Raw genomic sequence first — 15,171 nt, forward strand, 5'->3', positions numbered from 1 at the left:
TGTATAGGAGACAGGCCGGGGGGCCAAACGGGGGGCCAAACGGTGCAGCCGAATAAGGACGGTCCCGGACAGTAATGGACAGTGCCGGAGGCGAACGAGCAGGTCAGTGACCAGCGGTACAAGGTCACGAGGGGGTCTGATCGCGTTCGGGACGAAGAGGTCGTGGGTTCAAATCCCGCCACCCCGACAGCTGAAACAGCAGGTCAGGTCCGGTTCTCCTTCTTGGAGAACCGGACCTGATTTGCGTTTTGGAGTCGCTGGGGAGTGAACGGGGAGTGGATCAAGGAAATCCACTCCCCAGAGGTTGCCCGCAGTCGTACCAACCCTGGTTCGCGCCTCCGATGCGGAGACCGCCGGCCTACATTCCGTGGCCATGAGTTCGGTACGGGACGCCCAGCCGTTCACAGACCTCGGTCAAAACGTCCACTGCGGGGCCTGCCCCGCGTGGTGGCGGAGGGCGCGCGTCGCACCGAGGACGCCACGCCCCGTGACACAACCCCTGTACGACACGACACTGCCGGGTGATGCACCTCACAGGCCTCAACTGTCGGGCGCGTACAACCTTTTCACTTCACCGATGATCAAGACTGCGCGGCCGCTGTGGCCGTGCGTGATTTGGGTCCGCCCGTCCGCGATCTGTATCCGCCCGTCGATAGTCGATAACGGAGCTTCCTCATGTCCCAGCACTCCCGCAATAAGTTAACGTCCGGCAAGAAGGTGATCCTGGGCGTCAGCGCACTGGTCGCCTCCGGGCTCGCCGTCGGCCTGCTCGTCACACCGTCCGCGATGGCGGGCGGGACCGACGCGGCCGAGGCGCTGGAGCAGAGCAAGGCCGCGGCCGCCGACGCGTCGGCGGCGAAGGCCGCCGCGCCCAGGACCCTGGCCGCGAGCGCTGCCGACTCCACCGTCGTCTCCGGCGTCACCGTCAACGGCGGCAACAGCGCCAGCGTCGGGACGACGAACACGCAGACGATCACCGTGAAGTGGACGGTCAGCGGCGGGTCGACGCTCTACGGCAGCCACGCGTCGATCTGGCGCGGCACCGACCAGGACAGCGGACTGAAGCAGTACATGCTCTCCGAGCAGTTCGAGGCAGACACCGACCCCTGCGTCCAGTCCGGCGACGGCACGTTCAACTGCACGGCCACCTTCAAGATCGACCCCCAGGACCTCCTGACGAACGAGGATGCCGGAGCCTGGAAGATCGAGCTCTACGCAGTCACCGAAGCGACCACCGACGTGCGCACCGAAAACGCCAAGACCTGGTACCTCAAGCGCTGGTCCCGGCTGAGCAACAACGCGGCCCCCGAGCCCGTCGCCAAGGGCAAGACGATCACGATCACCGGCAAGCTGGAGCGCGCCAACTGGGACACTCACAAGTACGCGGGCTACACCCAGCAGACCGTCCGCCTCCAGGAGCGTTCGCTGACCGGCTCGTACGCCACCACCAGCAGCCACAGCACCGGCACCGGCAGCCTGGCGGGCGTCGAGAAGCAGACTCGCACCGCCACCACCGACCGCTGCTACCGCTACAAGTTCGAGGGCACCTCTACCACGCCGCCGGTCACCGCCACCGGTGACTGCGTGGACGTGCGCTGAGCCCACTGACCTGGCTGACCGCACCGGGTCAGCCAGGCGGCGCACCCATGCTCGTCCCGGTGTTGGCCGGCCTGCGGATCCGGTGGCGCGGTCCGGTCCGGCCCCGCTCCCGCCCGGACCACCTGCGCGGTGACAAGACATCCCACGCGGATAAGAGTCAAGCCGCGGAGGCGGAACGATCGTCCGGATGGATCGGAAATGCCTTGAACTCGTCGTAGAGCTGGCCGTGCTGGAGGCAGTAGAAGAGCATGCCCATGAAGCGATTGAAGAGATTGCGTTGTGCCGCGACGTGGCGGTCGCCCGCTTCCCTGCGGCGGTCGTAATGGGCCCTAGCACCTGCTGACTTGGTAAGCGATACGAAGGCCCACACGTAGCCAGCGGCCGCCAGCCTCTGATTCTTGATCCTCCGGCTCATGACCGTGCGGCTCTTACCACTTGCCCGAGTAACTGGGGCGCTTCCGGCGTATGCCTTGGCGGATGACCGGTGCATCAGGGTGTTCGTCGAATGCGGCAGCCGTAGATTCCTCGAGCTGATCCGCATTGCGGCACGCGGTGTTGAGCTGTCTGAGCAGAGCAGTTGCCTGCTGGCCAAATGCCGCTTCCACCTGAGGAAGCTGGTGGAGATAGTCGCGCTGGAACACTTCATGGAGCCGGTCGGCTTCAGCCTCGATGCCGCGTACTCGGCCGGCCTTCTTGAGCAGAGACTGCAACCGACGCCGCGTGAGCGTTGCGGCGATGGCCGGTGTCGGGGCCGCGGCGAGGATGGTTCGGGCTTCCCGTGCGCACAGGCCGTGCTTGTGTGCGGCGAACGCGTCCAGGATGGCCGGGTAGAACTCGTGCAGCTGGGAGCGGAGCTTGTTGCTGGCCTGACCGCGGTCCCAGACGGCATCCTGTTGTGCTCGGGCAAGCACCGCGATGGCCTGCACGAGCTCGGAGTCCGCAGGCAACGGCCGGTGAGCGGCCATGTCGGTCCGCAGGATGTTCGCCAACACCGCGGCGTCGATGGCATCGGATTTCCTCCGGGCCACGGAATGACGATCCCGGTAGCTGGCAACCGCCAGCGGGTTGATCGCGTGAACGGGGCGGCCGGTGGCCCGCAGACACGCGACGAGAAGTCCACGGGACGTTTCGATCGCAACGGGAATCACGGCGTCAGCGCGGTCGCCGTTCTCGCCCAGCAGGGCAATCAACTGAGCAAATCCCTCCGCATCATCGTTGATCCGGTGCTTGGCGAGCTGCTTCCCACCGGCATCGACCAGAGCTGGACTCAGAAGCCTCACCAGAATCCAGGGCAGCGTGAGTACCGCAGCGTGGAATACACCGACCGGGAAGGGATGATCTACGGGCGCGCGCTTCCGGACGGCGAGCTCCCTGCCGACCCGATCGCCGCGTACCGAGAGGCAAGGGAGGCCAAGCACTGAGCCTGCGGAGCCCGGTACCCGGGGAGTGAACGGGGAGTGGATCAAGAAAACTGAGCCGATCCGCGCCCACATTGACCAACGTAGACCAAGCCCCTGACCTGCACAGATACCCAAGCCCTCTGATCGGCGATCTTTCCGCACGTTATTCGGGACGAAGAGGTCGTGGGTTCAAATCCCGCCACCCCGACAGTGAAATGTCAGGTCAGGCCCTTGATCCGAGAAATGGATCAAGGGCCTGACGCGTTTCGGGATTTCCCGCCGTCCGGCTCGGCCTGGGCGGTTGATCTTCCCGCCTGGCCTTCCCACCTGGCCCGCTGGACGGTGCCTGGCAGCCCCGTTCGGGCGATCTGATGGGCGAACTTCCCTCGTTCACCGATCTGTTCGGCTCCACGCGCGGCCGTGTAACCCGCGTCGCGGGCAGACTCCGTTCCTGGCGTGGAGCCCCGCTCCTGCTGCCGGGAACCAGCCACATGGTTAAGGCCTGCCGAGTTGTCTGCGGCAACAGCGTCAACGCGTACGCGGCAGGGCGTCGCACCGCTGATGCCGGCATTCGGTCGGCTGATACCGGCACTCGGTCGAACCCCCCGTCCTGACGCCCGGTTTACCTCGTCGGCTCCGGCTGTCACGATGCCGAATCCGGGGATGTTCGTCCCACGGCCGGGAGAGGCTCGTATGACAGACGTGTACTTGCGCAGACTGTCCCGTTGGCAGGCCGAGCAGCAGCGGAACGCCGTCGCGGACGTCCACGTCACGGCGTACCGCGGTGCCGCGGGTGCCGAATACCGTGACCGCCAGAGCTTTCTGAACCGGTTCGAGCAGCATGTGCAGCGCACCGACTTCGACATGGTGGTCGCCGACGCGGCGGGCTTGGTCGGCTGCGCCTACGGGTTCCGCGTGGCTCGTACCGGCGAGTGGTGGGCGGGCTTCCGCGACGAGCTGCCGACGGATGTCGAGGAACTCACGGCCTCGGGCCGGACCTTCCTGCTGGCCGAGCTGATGGTGCTGCCTTCCCAGCGGCGCCGCGGCATCGCGACCCGCCTCGGCGAGCGGTTGCTGGCCCGCCTCGACGCCGATCTGGTCGTCGCGGCCGTGGAGCGGCCTGGTGAAGGCGGCCGGAAGACCGCGGCGGAGGAGACCTTGCACGCCTGGGGATGGTCGAAGCTCGGCGAACTCGGCCCTCAAGTTGCTTCAGGCGTGGGTTCCAGTGCGGATGCCGGTGCTGATGCTGGTGCTGGTGCTGGTGCTGGTGCTGGTGCTGGTGCTGGTGCCGACCGGGAGGCGGCTGTTCGGGATGTGTGGATCCGCAGGCCGCTGCGATGATCCCGCGGCGTCCCAGGAGGGGAGGCGAGGCCCCACCCGGCAGCGCTCCTCACTGGGGCGAGCGGTCGGTGTCCGTACGGCTTGGTGGCCGACGCCTGGGTCAGGTCTGGGCCGTAGCCGGGATGCGCATCGCGTTGCATGCGTGTCCACATCGGCGCCGCGAGGTCGTCATACAGTGCCGGGGCAGCCGTCGGCTCGCGCCAGGGTCATGCCCGTCAGGGAGCCCGTCGGGGACGGAGCAACCCGGCTTGCCGGTCGTCCACGGCTGCGTGAGCCTAGGTGGTCGGAGAGTTCGGAGAGTTCGGAGAGTGACGAGGAACGGGGAGGCGGAATGGTGGGTGTGCTCCGGCACCTGGCGCGACCCGTCTGGCAGGGCGCCGGGCGGCTGACCACCCCGTTGCTGCCTGACGACTTTCTGGCCGTCGTCGATCCCCTGTGGTCGGCCAGATGGCCGGCAGGCCGGGTGGAGCTGGTACGGGCGGAGACGGCGGACGCGACGACTCTCGTGGTGCGGGCGGGGCGCGGCTGGTCGGGGCATCGCGCGGCCGGTCAGTACGTGCCGGTGGGAGTGGACATCGACGGCGCACTGCACTGGCGGACGTACTCGATCACGACCCCGCCGGACGGCTCCGGGCGTTTCGCGATCACCGTACGGGCAGTCCCGGACGGGCGGGTGTCCCCGCACCTGGCCCGCCGGGTCCGGCCCGGGGAGAGACTGCGCCTCGGTCCTGTCCAGGGGGATTTCGTGCTGCCCGGCCCGCCGCCTCCCCGCCTGTTGTTCCTGACCGGCGGTATCGGCATCACTCCCGTGGTGGCCATGCTGCGCGCGCTCGCCAGGCGCACGGGCCGCCGTCCGGACACCGTGCTGGTGCACAGCGCGCCGGACGCCGACCGGGTCGTCTTCGGAGGTGAGCTGCGTGCGATGGCCACCCGCGAAAGCTGGTTGACGTTGCACGAACACCACACCCGCCGAACCCGCCGAGAAGGGCGGCTGGACCGGGAACGCCTGGACGCTCTGTGCCCTGACTGGGAGAAGCGCGAGAGCTGGGCCTGCGGGCCGGAAGGGCTGCTCGCGTTCGCCGAGCGGGCCTGGCGCGACGCGGATGCCCTGCACCGGCTGCACCTGGAACGGTTCCGGCCGCCTTCACCGGCCATACCCGGCAGGGGATCGGGCGCGCACGGCGGGCGGGTGCGCTTCACCCGCAGCGGTGTCGAGACAGACGCCGGCCCGGCCACGTCCCTGCTGAATGCCGGTGAGGCGGCGGGTGTCCTCATGCCCAGCGGTTGCCGTATGGGCATCTGCCGCAGCTGCCTCAGCCCGCTGTCCGCCGGCCGGGTCCGCGACCTGCGGACCGGTGACGTACACGGCGAGCCGGGCGATCTGATCCAGACCTGCGTGTCGGGCGCCTGCGGCCCCGTGCACCTCGACCTGTAGAGACCACCCGCTGGAGACCACCCGCGCACATCGAACTGTAGAGACCACCGTCGAGCCTCGATGCCTGCCGGGCCTCGAGGCTTTGGGAAGGGAGAACCAGTGGCCACTGCGCTTGCTCTTGCGCCGCCCGAAGCCGACGCCTTCGGGCAGGAACTGGACCGCCTCCGCGCCGACGTGCTGGCCGAGCGCGGCGCCGAGGACGCCAGCTACATCCGTACCCTCATCACCGTGCACCGCGCCCTGGAGGCCGGCGGCCGGGCCTCACTGGCGGTTTCCCTGCTGCCGCCCGCCTGGCTGGCCGGGACGGCGATGCTCACCACGGCCAAGATCCTGGAGAACATGGAGCTGGGCCACAACATCCTGCACGGACAGTGGGACTGGATGCGCGACCCGGCCATCCACTCCACCACCTGGGAATGGGACTTCCCCACCCCGGCCGCCGCCTGGAAGCACACCCACAACGACCTGCACCACACCTGGACCAACGTCGCGGGCCGCGACCGGGACCTCGGCTACGTGATCATGCGGATGAGCGAGGACCAGTCCTGGCACCCCGTCCATCTCCTCCAGCCCCTCTACGGCGGGCCACTGCTGGCACCGGTCTTCGAGTGGGGCATCGCGCTGTACGACCTGGAGCACGAGGCGGTCCTGGAGGGCCGCAAATCCGTGCGCGCGTTCCTGAGCGACCTCGCCGGGGTGGCCCGCAAGGCGGCACGGCAGTTCACCAAGGACTATGTCCTCTTCCCGCTGCTGGCCGGCCCGTCCGCCCTGCCCTGTCTGCTCGGCAACCTCACCGCCAACGTCACCCGCAACATCTGGGCGCACACCGTCATCTTCTGCGGCCACTTCCCCGCCGGCGCGGACACCTTCACCGAGGACCAGATCGAGGGCGAGTCGCGCGGCGAGTGGTACGTACGGCAGGCCCTCGGCTCGGCGAACATCGACGGCGGCCCTCTCCTGCACATCCTCACCGGCAACCTCAGCCACCAGATCGAGCACCACCTCTTCCCCGACCTGCCCAGCAACCGCTACGCCCAGATCGCTCCCCGGGTGCGCAAGCTGTGCGAGAAGTACGGCATCCCCTACACCACCGGCCCGCTGCTGCGGCAGTACGCCTCCACCTGGGCGCGTATCTGGCGCCTGGCGCTCCCGTAAGGTCGAGGTCCTTGCTGCGGCGCCATCCGCGCCCGACTGGTGAGGTTCCCCGATAACCTGGAAGGACGCAGGGCTACCGAGCTCAGCGGGCTGCGACTGCCCACAGGGCGGGCAGGACCGGCCCGGATCAACGGCTCAGGAGGCAGGCCATGATCCATGCAGCCGATATCCGCGAGTGGCGCAACCGCAGCGTCGTCGATCCGAAGGGCCACAAGATCGGCGTACTCGAAGCGGTCTACGTGTACACGACCACCGACGAACCGGCCGTGGCCACGGTCCGCACCGGGCTCCCCACCCGCCAGCAGCTGGCCTTCGTGCCCCTCGACGAGGCGATCCTCGGACCGGACTACGTCAAGGTGTCCTACGCCAAGGCGCTGGTGAAGAAGGCGCCCTCGATCGGCGTGGACGACATCCTGCCCGCCGAGGCAGAGGAAGCGATCTTCCAGCACTACGACCTGACCTACCGGACAGGTGCAGGCGGCGAGCGGCAACTCGCTCGCCGCTGACAGTCCGCGCTCAGCCCGGAGGAGGTGTTCGGGTCATGGCTCTCTTGCTGTTTCTCGTTCTGGTCGCCGTCGTGCTGGGAATCATCGGAGCAGTTGCGGAGGGGCTGGGCTACCTGCTGATCATCGGCATCGTGGTCCTCGTGGCCGCACTGGCCGTCACTGCCGTGCGCTGGTCTCAGCGCTCCCGTCACCACCCCATCCGATAACGCACGACACCCTGTACTCCGTGGACCACCAGTTCCAGAAACACGTCTGGCGCTCGGCGGCAGCGGGCTTGGACGGAGGTCTTCTCGTCGCTGGAGACGACGTACTGGACACGCCGGGCTTTGGCGCGGAAGTCCGGGTCGCGGATGGAGATCCAGGACCGGTGCTGCCAGGGCTTGAGCACATCCTCGCGCAGCCGGCGGCGCACCGTCGACGCGGAGACGGTGTCGGTGATCCCGCGTGCGGTCAGCTCGGCGGCCGGCTCCGGGCAGGACCAGCGCTACAGCGGCACACCCGTCTCGGCTGGTAACTGGCAGGCCGGCGCCTTGGTCGCGGCGATCTGCACGGGGGTGAAGCGGGCCGGGCGCCCTGAGCGTTCACGGTCGGCCAGGGCCGGCAGGCCGCCATGGGCGAACCGGCCTATGGCGCGGCCGCGCCACAGGCCGCCATGGGCGAACCGGCCTATGGCGCGGCCGCGCCAGGGACGGACCGTGTCCAGATGCAGGCCGGTCTCGTGTGCGATGCGCGCGTTGGAGCGCCCCCGTGGCGCGTACAGGACGATCTGCGCACGGCGCCGTAGCCGGTGCTCGGTCTTGTGGCGATAGGCCATCTTGTTCAGTTTGTTCAGTCGCTCGCGCTCGGCGGCGGTCAGGACGATCGGGCAGGCCGGCGCAACGGGCATGACAGGCAGGCAGGCCGATCGGGAGAAGCGGAACACGAGGGGTCGCAGCCCTCCGGGCCTGCGCCGATATCCAACAGAACTCAGCCTTCCGCGACCGCCGACTCGATCAGGGACAGCGTCTGGTTGTCCGCGTCCACCTGTGCGCGGACGCCGAGAGGCAGCGGCAGGTTCGGCGAGGTGTGACCGAAGTCGACCTGTGCGAGAACCGGGATGTCACGTCGAGCCAGCACATCGAGTACCACGTCGCGTAGACCTGCGCGCTCTCCGCCGCCCTCGTGGGGTGTGACCTCGGTCGGGATGCCGACCACCATGGCCGCGATCCGGTCGAGCACACCGGACAGCCGCAAGGTATGCAGGTCGTTCCAGATCCGCGAGACCGGCCGCTGCAGTTCCTCCCAGAACAACACGGCGCCCTCGAACCGTTCGGCGGCCGGCGCGAACGGTGTCGCCTGCAGTAGCACCAGGCGGTTCAGCAAACCGCCGAACAGTGGTCCCTGCGCGCGGCCCGGCCGCCAGGTTTCCCAAGCCCCCATCGCCGGCAGCACGCCCGGCGCCTCGGCCTTGGTGAGCACACGGGTGTAGAGGTCGACGAGCTCGGAGCGACGGGTCTCGTCGCCCAGCGTGTACCAATCGCTGCCGAAACCGTGGGTGGCGATGTCGGCGTGGAAGCCGACGAGGCCGGTCTTGGCGTGCAACGCCATGTGCAGCAGCGAGATATCGCTGTAGCCAAGGATTGGTTTCGGGTCAGCCCGGATCGCGTCCAGATCGATCAAATCGAGATAGCCGATGGTCGCCTGTCCACCGGTATGCGCGACGATGGCCCGCACTTCCGGGTCCCGGAGCAGACCATTGAGTTCGTCGGCCTGCTCCGCCGGAGTGCCCGATGCCCACCAGCGATTCTGCGCCGGGTTGACCATCGGGCTGACCCGCACGCGGAAACCCATCCGCTCGAGTATCGCCACACCGCGGGCGAGCAGTGGTTCCTCACCCGGTTCAAGCTGGCCCGAGGGTGCGGTAACGACCACGAGGTCGCCGGAACGTAGCGCGCGGGGCCGAAGGATCGCGGGCATGGGGTCCCCTCCTTGTTGATCAACAACGGCGATGAACAAGACCCGTGCCGCCGATATTCCGCCTCCCCGACGTGATCAAGGCAAGCCCCGAGGTCTCAACGTCGCGAAGCGCAAGCAGTCGAAGGATCTGGTCGCGCGAGAGGCGCCGGTCAAACGCTTGGTAGCAGTCACCACCGCTGAAGCCAAGCCGGTACGCGTCGTGGGTGTCTGGGACTGGGATGACGCTGTACAGCAGCGAAGTACAGCACAGGTCAAGCTGCGAGAGGCACCTGCTCACCCTCTGCCGGGATCTGATAGTGGGCCCAGATCAGGTTCAGCTCGTGCTGGTAGTAGAGCGGGTACAGACCGGCGACGATCATGAGGATGACCCCGATCCACGGATTGCAGGTCCGCTGCATCCCGGCCGACTGCTGCATACGGGCAATGCGCAGACCGGTGTTGTAGACCGATACGAACGGGGGAACGATCACCAGCCATCCGACCGTGAGCGCCAGAAGAGCCAACACCGGATTGACCTCGATCCGCTGATCGAAGTCCCGAGCTTCGCGATTCACCTTGTAGTACCAGACCAGGTGGTAGATGCCCAGCGTGATCAGCGGCCAGATCAGCCAAACGAGAAAGATGTTGCGGGTCTTGCCAGCACGACCGGACATGACACACCTCCCACAAAGCCAGTGCATCACGACCAACCGCAACGCGCGCGTCGTGCGCGTCACCGGCATCCAGCATGACCACGGCGTTCGGCGCCGGTCCCTCCCCTCGTGGGGACCGGTGCCGAACGGTGGTGTCGTCGATGCGCGTCACACCGGCGCGCATCGAGGAATCGAGGAAAGGCAGGATCCGGGATCCGTGGTCGACCCGGCAGCCGCCCCGATGGGACCGGCTCCACGGATCACTCGAGATCACTCGATCTCACGCGAGATCACTCGACGAGACCGTCGCCGCCCTCTCGTAACTTCAGCGGAAGTCGACCGAGATCATGCGGCGTCATAGTTGTCTCTCCAAGCATGAGCTGATGGCCTGTTCGGGCACCGCGCGGTGTCTCGCGACTGGGTTGTGATCCTTCCAGTTGCGGCTGTCGCCGAGGAGGTGCCGGTCCCGGGCCAACGACTTAACCGCAGGTCAGCCGTATAAAGTGAGTTTTCCGGTCCGGATGCCTCCGGTTGTCCAGGTGGGGGAAGTGAGAGGTGGAGACCTTGAGCTCCGACTCGGAGGCACGCACAGCCTTCGCGGAACGCCTCGCACTGCTGTACAAGGAGGCCGGTAACCCTCCTCTCAAGAGCGTGGCCGAGGCCGTCGTCCGGCTTCAGCGGGTCGACGAGCGAGGGCGGTCCGTGCGGGTGTCCGCTCAGCGGATCAGCGACTGGCGACGGGCCAAGAACGTGCCCGCCCAGTTCGCCGCCCTCGCGGCAGTGCTGCACATCCTGATTCCCCAAGCACGGCGCTCGCGCCCCACACCGGTTTCCACGGGCCTGTACGACCTGGCCCAGTGGCAGCGCCTGTGGGAGCGCGCGGTGGCCGACCCGGTCGGCGACCGCCCCGCGACGTCTACGACATCCACGTCATCTGCGATATCTACGGAAGAGGAGGAGCGACGGTCGGCCGAAACCTCGAACGTTCCAGGTGGCGTGTGCCCATACCGGGGACTGGCTTCGTACCGTCAACAAGACGCCCGATGGTTCTTCGGCCGGGAGCGGAGCACGGACGCCCTCGTTGCCCGCCTCCGCGCAGCGGAGAAGACGGGCGGCTTGGTCATGCTCGTGGGAGCCTCCGGGGCGGGAAAATCCTCCCTGCTGAGCGCCGGCTTGGTGCCCGCATTGCAGAACGGCGCACTGAGCGACGAGGACGGCCGGGCGAGGGAGGTACTCCAACTCGTACCGGGTGGCGATCCCCTCGGTGAGCTGACCCGCCGGATCCCTGAACTTGCGCGCGTCGCCCCTGCCGCGGAGCAAGCCGGGGAACAGGCGGCGGCCGGGGAACCGACGGCGAAGGCGCCCGGTGCGCCCGGTGCACCCGGTACGCCCAGTATCCCGCAATTCGCCCACGAGGTGCGGGACGCCGTCACCACCTGGACGCGACGCGAGACATCCTCCCCCGCCCGTCCAGTCGTCATCGTGGACCAGTTCGAGGAGGCGTTCACCCTCTGCTCCGACGAGGCGAGCACGCGCGCTTTCATCCAGGTCCTCCATGCCGCGTGCACGCCCGACGACGCTCGCGAACCGGCCCCCGTGCTCGTGGTCCTCGGCATACGCGCCGACTTCTACGAGCGATGCCTCGGGTATCCCGAACTGGCCGACGCGCTGCAACAGCGGCACATGGTGCTCGGGCCGCTGACCACCACGGAGCTGCGCGAGACGGTGACCGGCCCGGCCAAGGCCGTGGGCCTGGAACTCGAACCGGGTCTGGCGGAACTGATCGTTCGGGAAGTGAGCTCCGACGGCCCCCGCGGGGCGCACGACGCGGGGATGCTGCCGCTCCTCTCCCACTGTCTGCTCGCCACCTGGCAGCGGCGGAAGGCGGGAAGGCTGACGCTGGCCGGCTACCGCGCGGCGGGCGGAATCCAAGGAGCGGTGGCGGCGACCGCCGAGCGGGCGTGGTCCGGGCTCGACCCGGCGGCACGTACGGCCGCGAGGCTGCTCCTGCTCAGGCTGGTGCGGCTGGGTGAGGACACCCAGGCCACCCGCAGGCGGGGGTCGCGTCGCCGGCTGACGGAGGAGTCGACGGACCCCGGCAAGACGGAGGAATCGCTCGAAGCGCTGGTGCGCGCCCGCTTGCTGACCCTCGACGCGGAGACCGTGGAGATCACCCATGAAGCGCTGCTCCACGCCTGGCCACGGCTGCGCGGCTGGATCGAGGAGGACAGGAACGGCAACCTGCTGCGCCAACGGCTGGAGGAGGACGGCAGGGCCTGGGAGGGCTCGAACCGCGACTCGTCACTGCTCTACCGGGGTTCCCGTCTGGAGCAGGCCGACACCTGGGCGAAGTCTGCCGGTGAAACCCTTCTGACCCGGAGCACGACAGAGTTCCTGGCCGCCTCGGTCAGGCTGCGCAAGCGCACGGTCCGGATCAGCCGCGGTGCGGTGGCGGCCCTGGTCGTCCTCACGCTGCTGGCCGTCGGTTCGGCGGTGGTCGCGTGGCAGGAGCGGAACGACGCGGTGTTCGAGCAGGTGGTCGCCGAAGCAGATCGCGTCCAGCACACGGATCCGTCGCTGTCCGCCCAACTCGACCTGGTGGCACACGACTTGCGGCCCGACGACGAGGACACGAAGAACCGGCTGATCTCTATCGTGAACGCACCGCTGGCCACACCGCTGCTCGGTCACACCGGCGCCGTCTACCTCACCTCGTTCAGCCCGGACGGGCGGACCCTGGCCACCGCCAGCAACGACCGCACCATACGGCTGTGGGACGTGAGCGACCCGACCCGCCCCGAACCGCTGGGCAAGCCGCTCACCGGCCACACGAGTTGGGTGAGCAGCGCGGTCTTCAGCCCGGACGGCAACACCCTCGCCGGCGCCTCGGACGACGGCACCATCCGGCTGTGGGACGTACGGGATCCCAGCCACCCGCGGCCGCTCGGCGCACCCCTGACCGGCCATGACGGCACGATCTACCTGATCGCCTTCAGTCCGGACGGGCGGACGCTTGCCTCCGCCGGCGACGATCACACCGTACGCCTGTGGAAAGTGGGCGACCCGAGCCGGCCGAAGGCGCTCGGTGCCCTGACCGGCCACACCGCCGCCGTACGCTCCGTGGCGTTCAGCCCCGACGGCCGGACGCTGGCGGCCGGTGGCGACGACAACACGATCAGGCTGTGGGACATGGCCGATCCGCGTCGTCCCGAGCCGATCGACACAGTGCTCACCGGCCACACCGACCTGGTGCACTCCGTGGCGTTCAGCCCCGACGGCCGGACCCTCGCCAGCGGCAGCGCGGACGACACCATCCGGCTGTGGAACGTCACCGACGCACGTCACGCGGCGCCGCTCGGCCCGCCGCTCACCGGCCACACGGGTCCCATCTGGTCCGTGGCCTTCAGCCCTGACGGAACCACGCTCGCCGCCGCCAGCCAGGACGGTACGGCGACCCTGTGGAACGTCAGCGATCCGGCGTACCCGTCGCAGGTCGGCGAGCCGCTCGCGGGGAGCAACGGCGAGATGTTCGCCCTGGGTTTCAGCCCCGACGGCCGGACCCTCGCCACCGGGAGTGGCGACAACACGGTCCGCCTGTGGTCGATACCGACGTCGGACATGACCGGCCGCATCGGAGCGTTCCGTCCGGACGGGCGGGTGCTCGCCACGGTCGCGCGCGACGGCCGGATCCGGATGTGGAACGTGGAGCATCCCCGCCGGCCCGTGTCGCTGGGCGAACCGTTCAGGCCCGGGCAGGGTGAGGTGCGTGTCCCGGCTTTCTCCCCCGACGGCCGCACACTCGCGGTGCAGACCGGAAGGCGCGCGGTGCGGCTGTGGAACGTCACCGACCCGGCTCGGCCTGTCGCCTACGGTCCGCCCGTCGCGCTGCGGACACGGATCGTGGCCGCGCTGGCCTTCAGTCCGGACGGGCGCATGCTGGCAACCGCCTATGACGAGCGCACCATTCAGTTGTGGGACGTCAGCGACCCGTCCCGGCTGCGTCCGCTCGGCGGGCCGCTCTCCGGCCACAACGGCTACGTCAATTCGCTCGTCTTCAGCCCGGACAGTCGCTCTCTCGCCAGCGCCGGCGCGGACGGCACCATCCGGCTGTGGAATGTCGCCGACCCACGTCATGCCGCCCAACTCGGTGCGCCTCTCAGGGGGCACCTCGGCCCCATCAACATGCTCGCCTACAGTCCGGACGGCCATACGGTGGCCAGCGGCAGCGACGACGGCACGGTCCGGCTCTGGAACGTCACCGATCCCCGCAGGGCGACCCGGCTGGGCTCCCCCCTCACGGGCCACACCGAAGCGGTCGTGTCACTGACGTTCAGTCAGGACGGCCGCACTCTGGCGAGCGGCGGCAACGACGGCGCGATCCGGCTCTGGAACGTCACCCTGCCGTCGGAGGCCGCCCCCATCGGTCAGTCGATGAGCCCCAATGCCAAGACAGGTAGTTTCTTGTCATTCAGCCCTGAAAGCCATGTGCTCGGAGTTTCGAGCGGCACCGATACCGTCCGGCTGTGGAACCTGGATGTCGACGATGCCATTCATCGCATTTGCTCGACCACTCGGGGTGTTCTGACGCCGGAAAAATGGCATGAGTATCTGCCTCGCCTTTCGTACGAGCCTCCTTGCGGTCAATGACGTCACCCCAGCCTGGTTCACTGCTTCCACCTGTTAGCCTTGGTCACAGCCCGATCGCCGGTGCATCCCCCGTCGCCGGCGGTCGGGCGCCGCCATGTCCTGCGGAGAATACGAGCAACGTGGCCGAATTGCACCCTTCGATGTCCTGCGATGCCTGCCTTCGATGGTTGCCGGAACTCATCCGCTACCAGGCACCCGATAGCGAGGGACTTTGCAATACGGCGGGGGCAGTTGGCCGGAATTACTCAGTTTGAATTCGTGGTGCCCGGTGGGCTGAACGCTCGAGTGAGCGGGCCGGGGCTACGCCGGGAAGAGTTCGGGCAGCAGCCGGTGGGCGTCGGCGCGGGCCGGTTCGACCGCGTCGAGGGGTGCCGACGATGCCGGCCAGCGCAGCGTCACGCCGATGTCCGCCCAGCCGCCGACGGTGGCCAGGAACTTGTCCAGCGCCGGGTTGGACAGCCCGCGCGCCTGCAACGGCGCGATGTGCCGGGCGAAGAACG

The 15,171-nt window shown here is 68.4% G+C and carries 12 protein-coding genes and 2 pseudogenes; 8 read left to right on the forward strand and 6 right to left on the reverse strand.

Annotated features, from left to right (window positions below):
• Positions 1–675 precede the first annotated feature (675 nt).
• Positions 676–1,599, forward strand: coding sequence for a calcium-binding protein (locus G5C60_RS43035; RefSeq protein WP_165268319.1), 924 nt, complete (start codon positions 676–678; stop codon positions 1,597–1,599).
• Positions 1,600–1,756: 157 nt separating this feature from the next.
• On the opposite strand, the pseudogene G5C60_RS43040 reads toward G5C60_RS43035, so the two are convergent.
• Positions 1,757–2,894, reverse strand: a pseudogene (locus G5C60_RS43040) (IS110 family transposase).
• 440 nt (positions 2,895–3,334) lie between these two features.
• Here G5C60_RS43040 and G5C60_RS52745 point away from each other — a divergent pair.
• From G5C60_RS52745 to G5C60_RS43065, 6 genes are all read left to right on the forward strand, one after another.
• Positions 3,335–3,613, forward strand: a complete 279-nt coding sequence (locus G5C60_RS52745; RefSeq protein ID WP_277611469.1) for a DUF5994 family protein — start codon at positions 3,335–3,337, stop codon at positions 3,611–3,613.
• A 79-nt stretch (positions 3,614–3,692) separates the two neighbouring features.
• Positions 3,693–4,340 carry a hypothetical protein gene (locus tag G5C60_RS43045; protein ID WP_165268321.1) on the forward strand — a complete coding sequence of 216 codons (648 nt, stop codon included), beginning with the start codon at positions 3,693–3,695 and terminating at the stop codon, positions 4,338–4,340.
• A gap of 331 nt (positions 4,341–4,671) precedes the next feature.
• Entirely contained in the window at positions 4,672–5,775 is a 1,104-nt protein-coding gene (locus tag G5C60_RS43050; protein WP_165268323.1) for a ferredoxin reductase, read from the forward strand.
• A gap of 99 nt (positions 5,776–5,874) precedes the next feature.
• On the forward strand, positions 5,875–6,930 hold the full coding sequence (locus G5C60_RS43055) for a fatty acid desaturase family protein (RefSeq protein WP_338146089.1): 1,056 nt from the start codon (positions 5,875–5,877) through the stop codon (positions 6,928–6,930).
• A gap of 149 nt (positions 6,931–7,079) precedes the next feature.
• Positions 7,080–7,436 (forward strand): PRC-barrel domain-containing protein, encoded by a 357-nt coding sequence (locus G5C60_RS43060; protein WP_165268327.1) that lies wholly within the window; start codon positions 7,080–7,082, stop codon positions 7,434–7,436.
• Between the two features lie 35 nt (positions 7,437–7,471).
• Complete coding sequence (locus tag G5C60_RS43065) at positions 7,472–7,642, forward strand: hypothetical protein (RefSeq protein WP_165268329.1); 171 nt, start codon at positions 7,472–7,474, stop codon at positions 7,640–7,642.
• Here G5C60_RS43065 and G5C60_RS52750 read toward each other — a convergent pair.
• The 4 genes from G5C60_RS52750 to G5C60_RS43080 all read right to left on the reverse strand — a co-directional run bounded on the left by G5C60_RS52750 (position 7,624) and on the right by G5C60_RS43080 (position 10,045).
• A complete protein-coding gene (locus G5C60_RS52750; RefSeq protein ID WP_241267489.1) occupies positions 7,624–7,848 on the reverse strand; it encodes a hypothetical protein in 225 nt (74 codons plus the stop codon). The genes G5C60_RS43065 and G5C60_RS52750 overlap by 19 nt on opposite strands.
• Positions 7,849–7,920: 72 nt before the next feature.
• Positions 7,921–8,322, reverse strand: a complete 402-nt coding sequence (locus G5C60_RS52755; RefSeq protein ID WP_241267490.1) for a hypothetical protein — start codon at positions 8,320–8,322, stop codon at positions 7,921–7,923.
• An 80-nt stretch (positions 8,323–8,402) separates the two neighbouring features.
• Positions 8,403–9,392: a S66 peptidase family protein gene (locus tag G5C60_RS43075; RefSeq protein WP_165268331.1), complete on the reverse strand. Its 990-nt coding sequence runs from the start codon at positions 9,390–9,392 to the stop codon at positions 8,403–8,405.
• Positions 9,393–9,643: 251 nt separating this feature from the next.
• A complete protein-coding gene (locus G5C60_RS43080; RefSeq protein WP_206440705.1) occupies positions 9,644–10,045 on the reverse strand; it encodes a DUF4234 domain-containing protein in 402 nt (133 codons plus the stop codon).
• 534 nt (positions 10,046–10,579) lie between these two features.
• Here G5C60_RS43080 and G5C60_RS43085 point away from each other — a divergent pair.
• Complete coding sequence (locus G5C60_RS43085; protein WP_165268333.1) at positions 10,580–14,671, forward strand: nSTAND1 domain-containing NTPase; 4,092 nt, start codon at positions 10,580–10,582, stop codon at positions 14,669–14,671.
• Between the two features lie 300 nt (positions 14,672–14,971).
• Here the strand turns inward: G5C60_RS43085 and G5C60_RS43090 are convergent.
• Positions 14,972–15,171 (reverse strand): annotated as a pseudogene (locus tag G5C60_RS43090) (dihydrodipicolinate synthase family protein); the annotation flags it as partial.

Origin of the sequence: Streptomyces scabichelini (assembly GCF_011045015.1) — a bacterium.
GTDB classification, from domain to species: Bacteria; Actinomycetota; Actinomycetes; order Streptomycetales; family Streptomycetaceae; genus Streptomyces; species Streptomyces scabichelini.

Bases quoted from the DNA above. Each gene is read 5' to 3' on its own strand.
- G5C60_RS43080 (WP_206440705.1), bottom strand. From the start codon at position 10,045: ATGTCCGGTCGTGCTGGCAAGACCCGCAACATCTTTCTCGTTTGGCTG.
- G5C60_RS52755 (WP_241267490.1), bottom strand. From the start codon at position 8,322: ATGCCCGTTGCGCCGGCCTGCCCGATCGTCCTGACCGCCGCCGAGCGC.
- G5C60_RS43045 (WP_165268321.1), top strand. From the start codon at position 3,693: ATGACAGACGTGTACTTGCGCAGACTGTCCCGTTGGCAGGCCGAGCAG.
- G5C60_RS43035 (WP_165268319.1), top strand. From the start codon at position 676: ATGTCCCAGCACTCCCGCAATAAGTTAACGTCCGGCAAGAAGGTGATC.
- G5C60_RS43065 (WP_165268329.1), top strand. From the start codon at position 7,472: ATGGCTCTCTTGCTGTTTCTCGTTCTGGTCGCCGTCGTGCTGGGAATC.
- G5C60_RS43075 (WP_165268331.1), bottom strand. From the start codon at position 9,392: ATGCCCGCGATCCTTCGGCCCCGCGCGCTACGTTCCGGCGACCTCGTG.
- G5C60_RS43060 (WP_165268327.1), top strand. From the start codon at position 7,080: ATGATCCATGCAGCCGATATCCGCGAGTGGCGCAACCGCAGCGTCGTC.
- G5C60_RS43050 (WP_165268323.1), top strand. From the start codon at position 4,672: ATGGTGGGTGTGCTCCGGCACCTGGCGCGACCCGTCTGGCAGGGCGCC.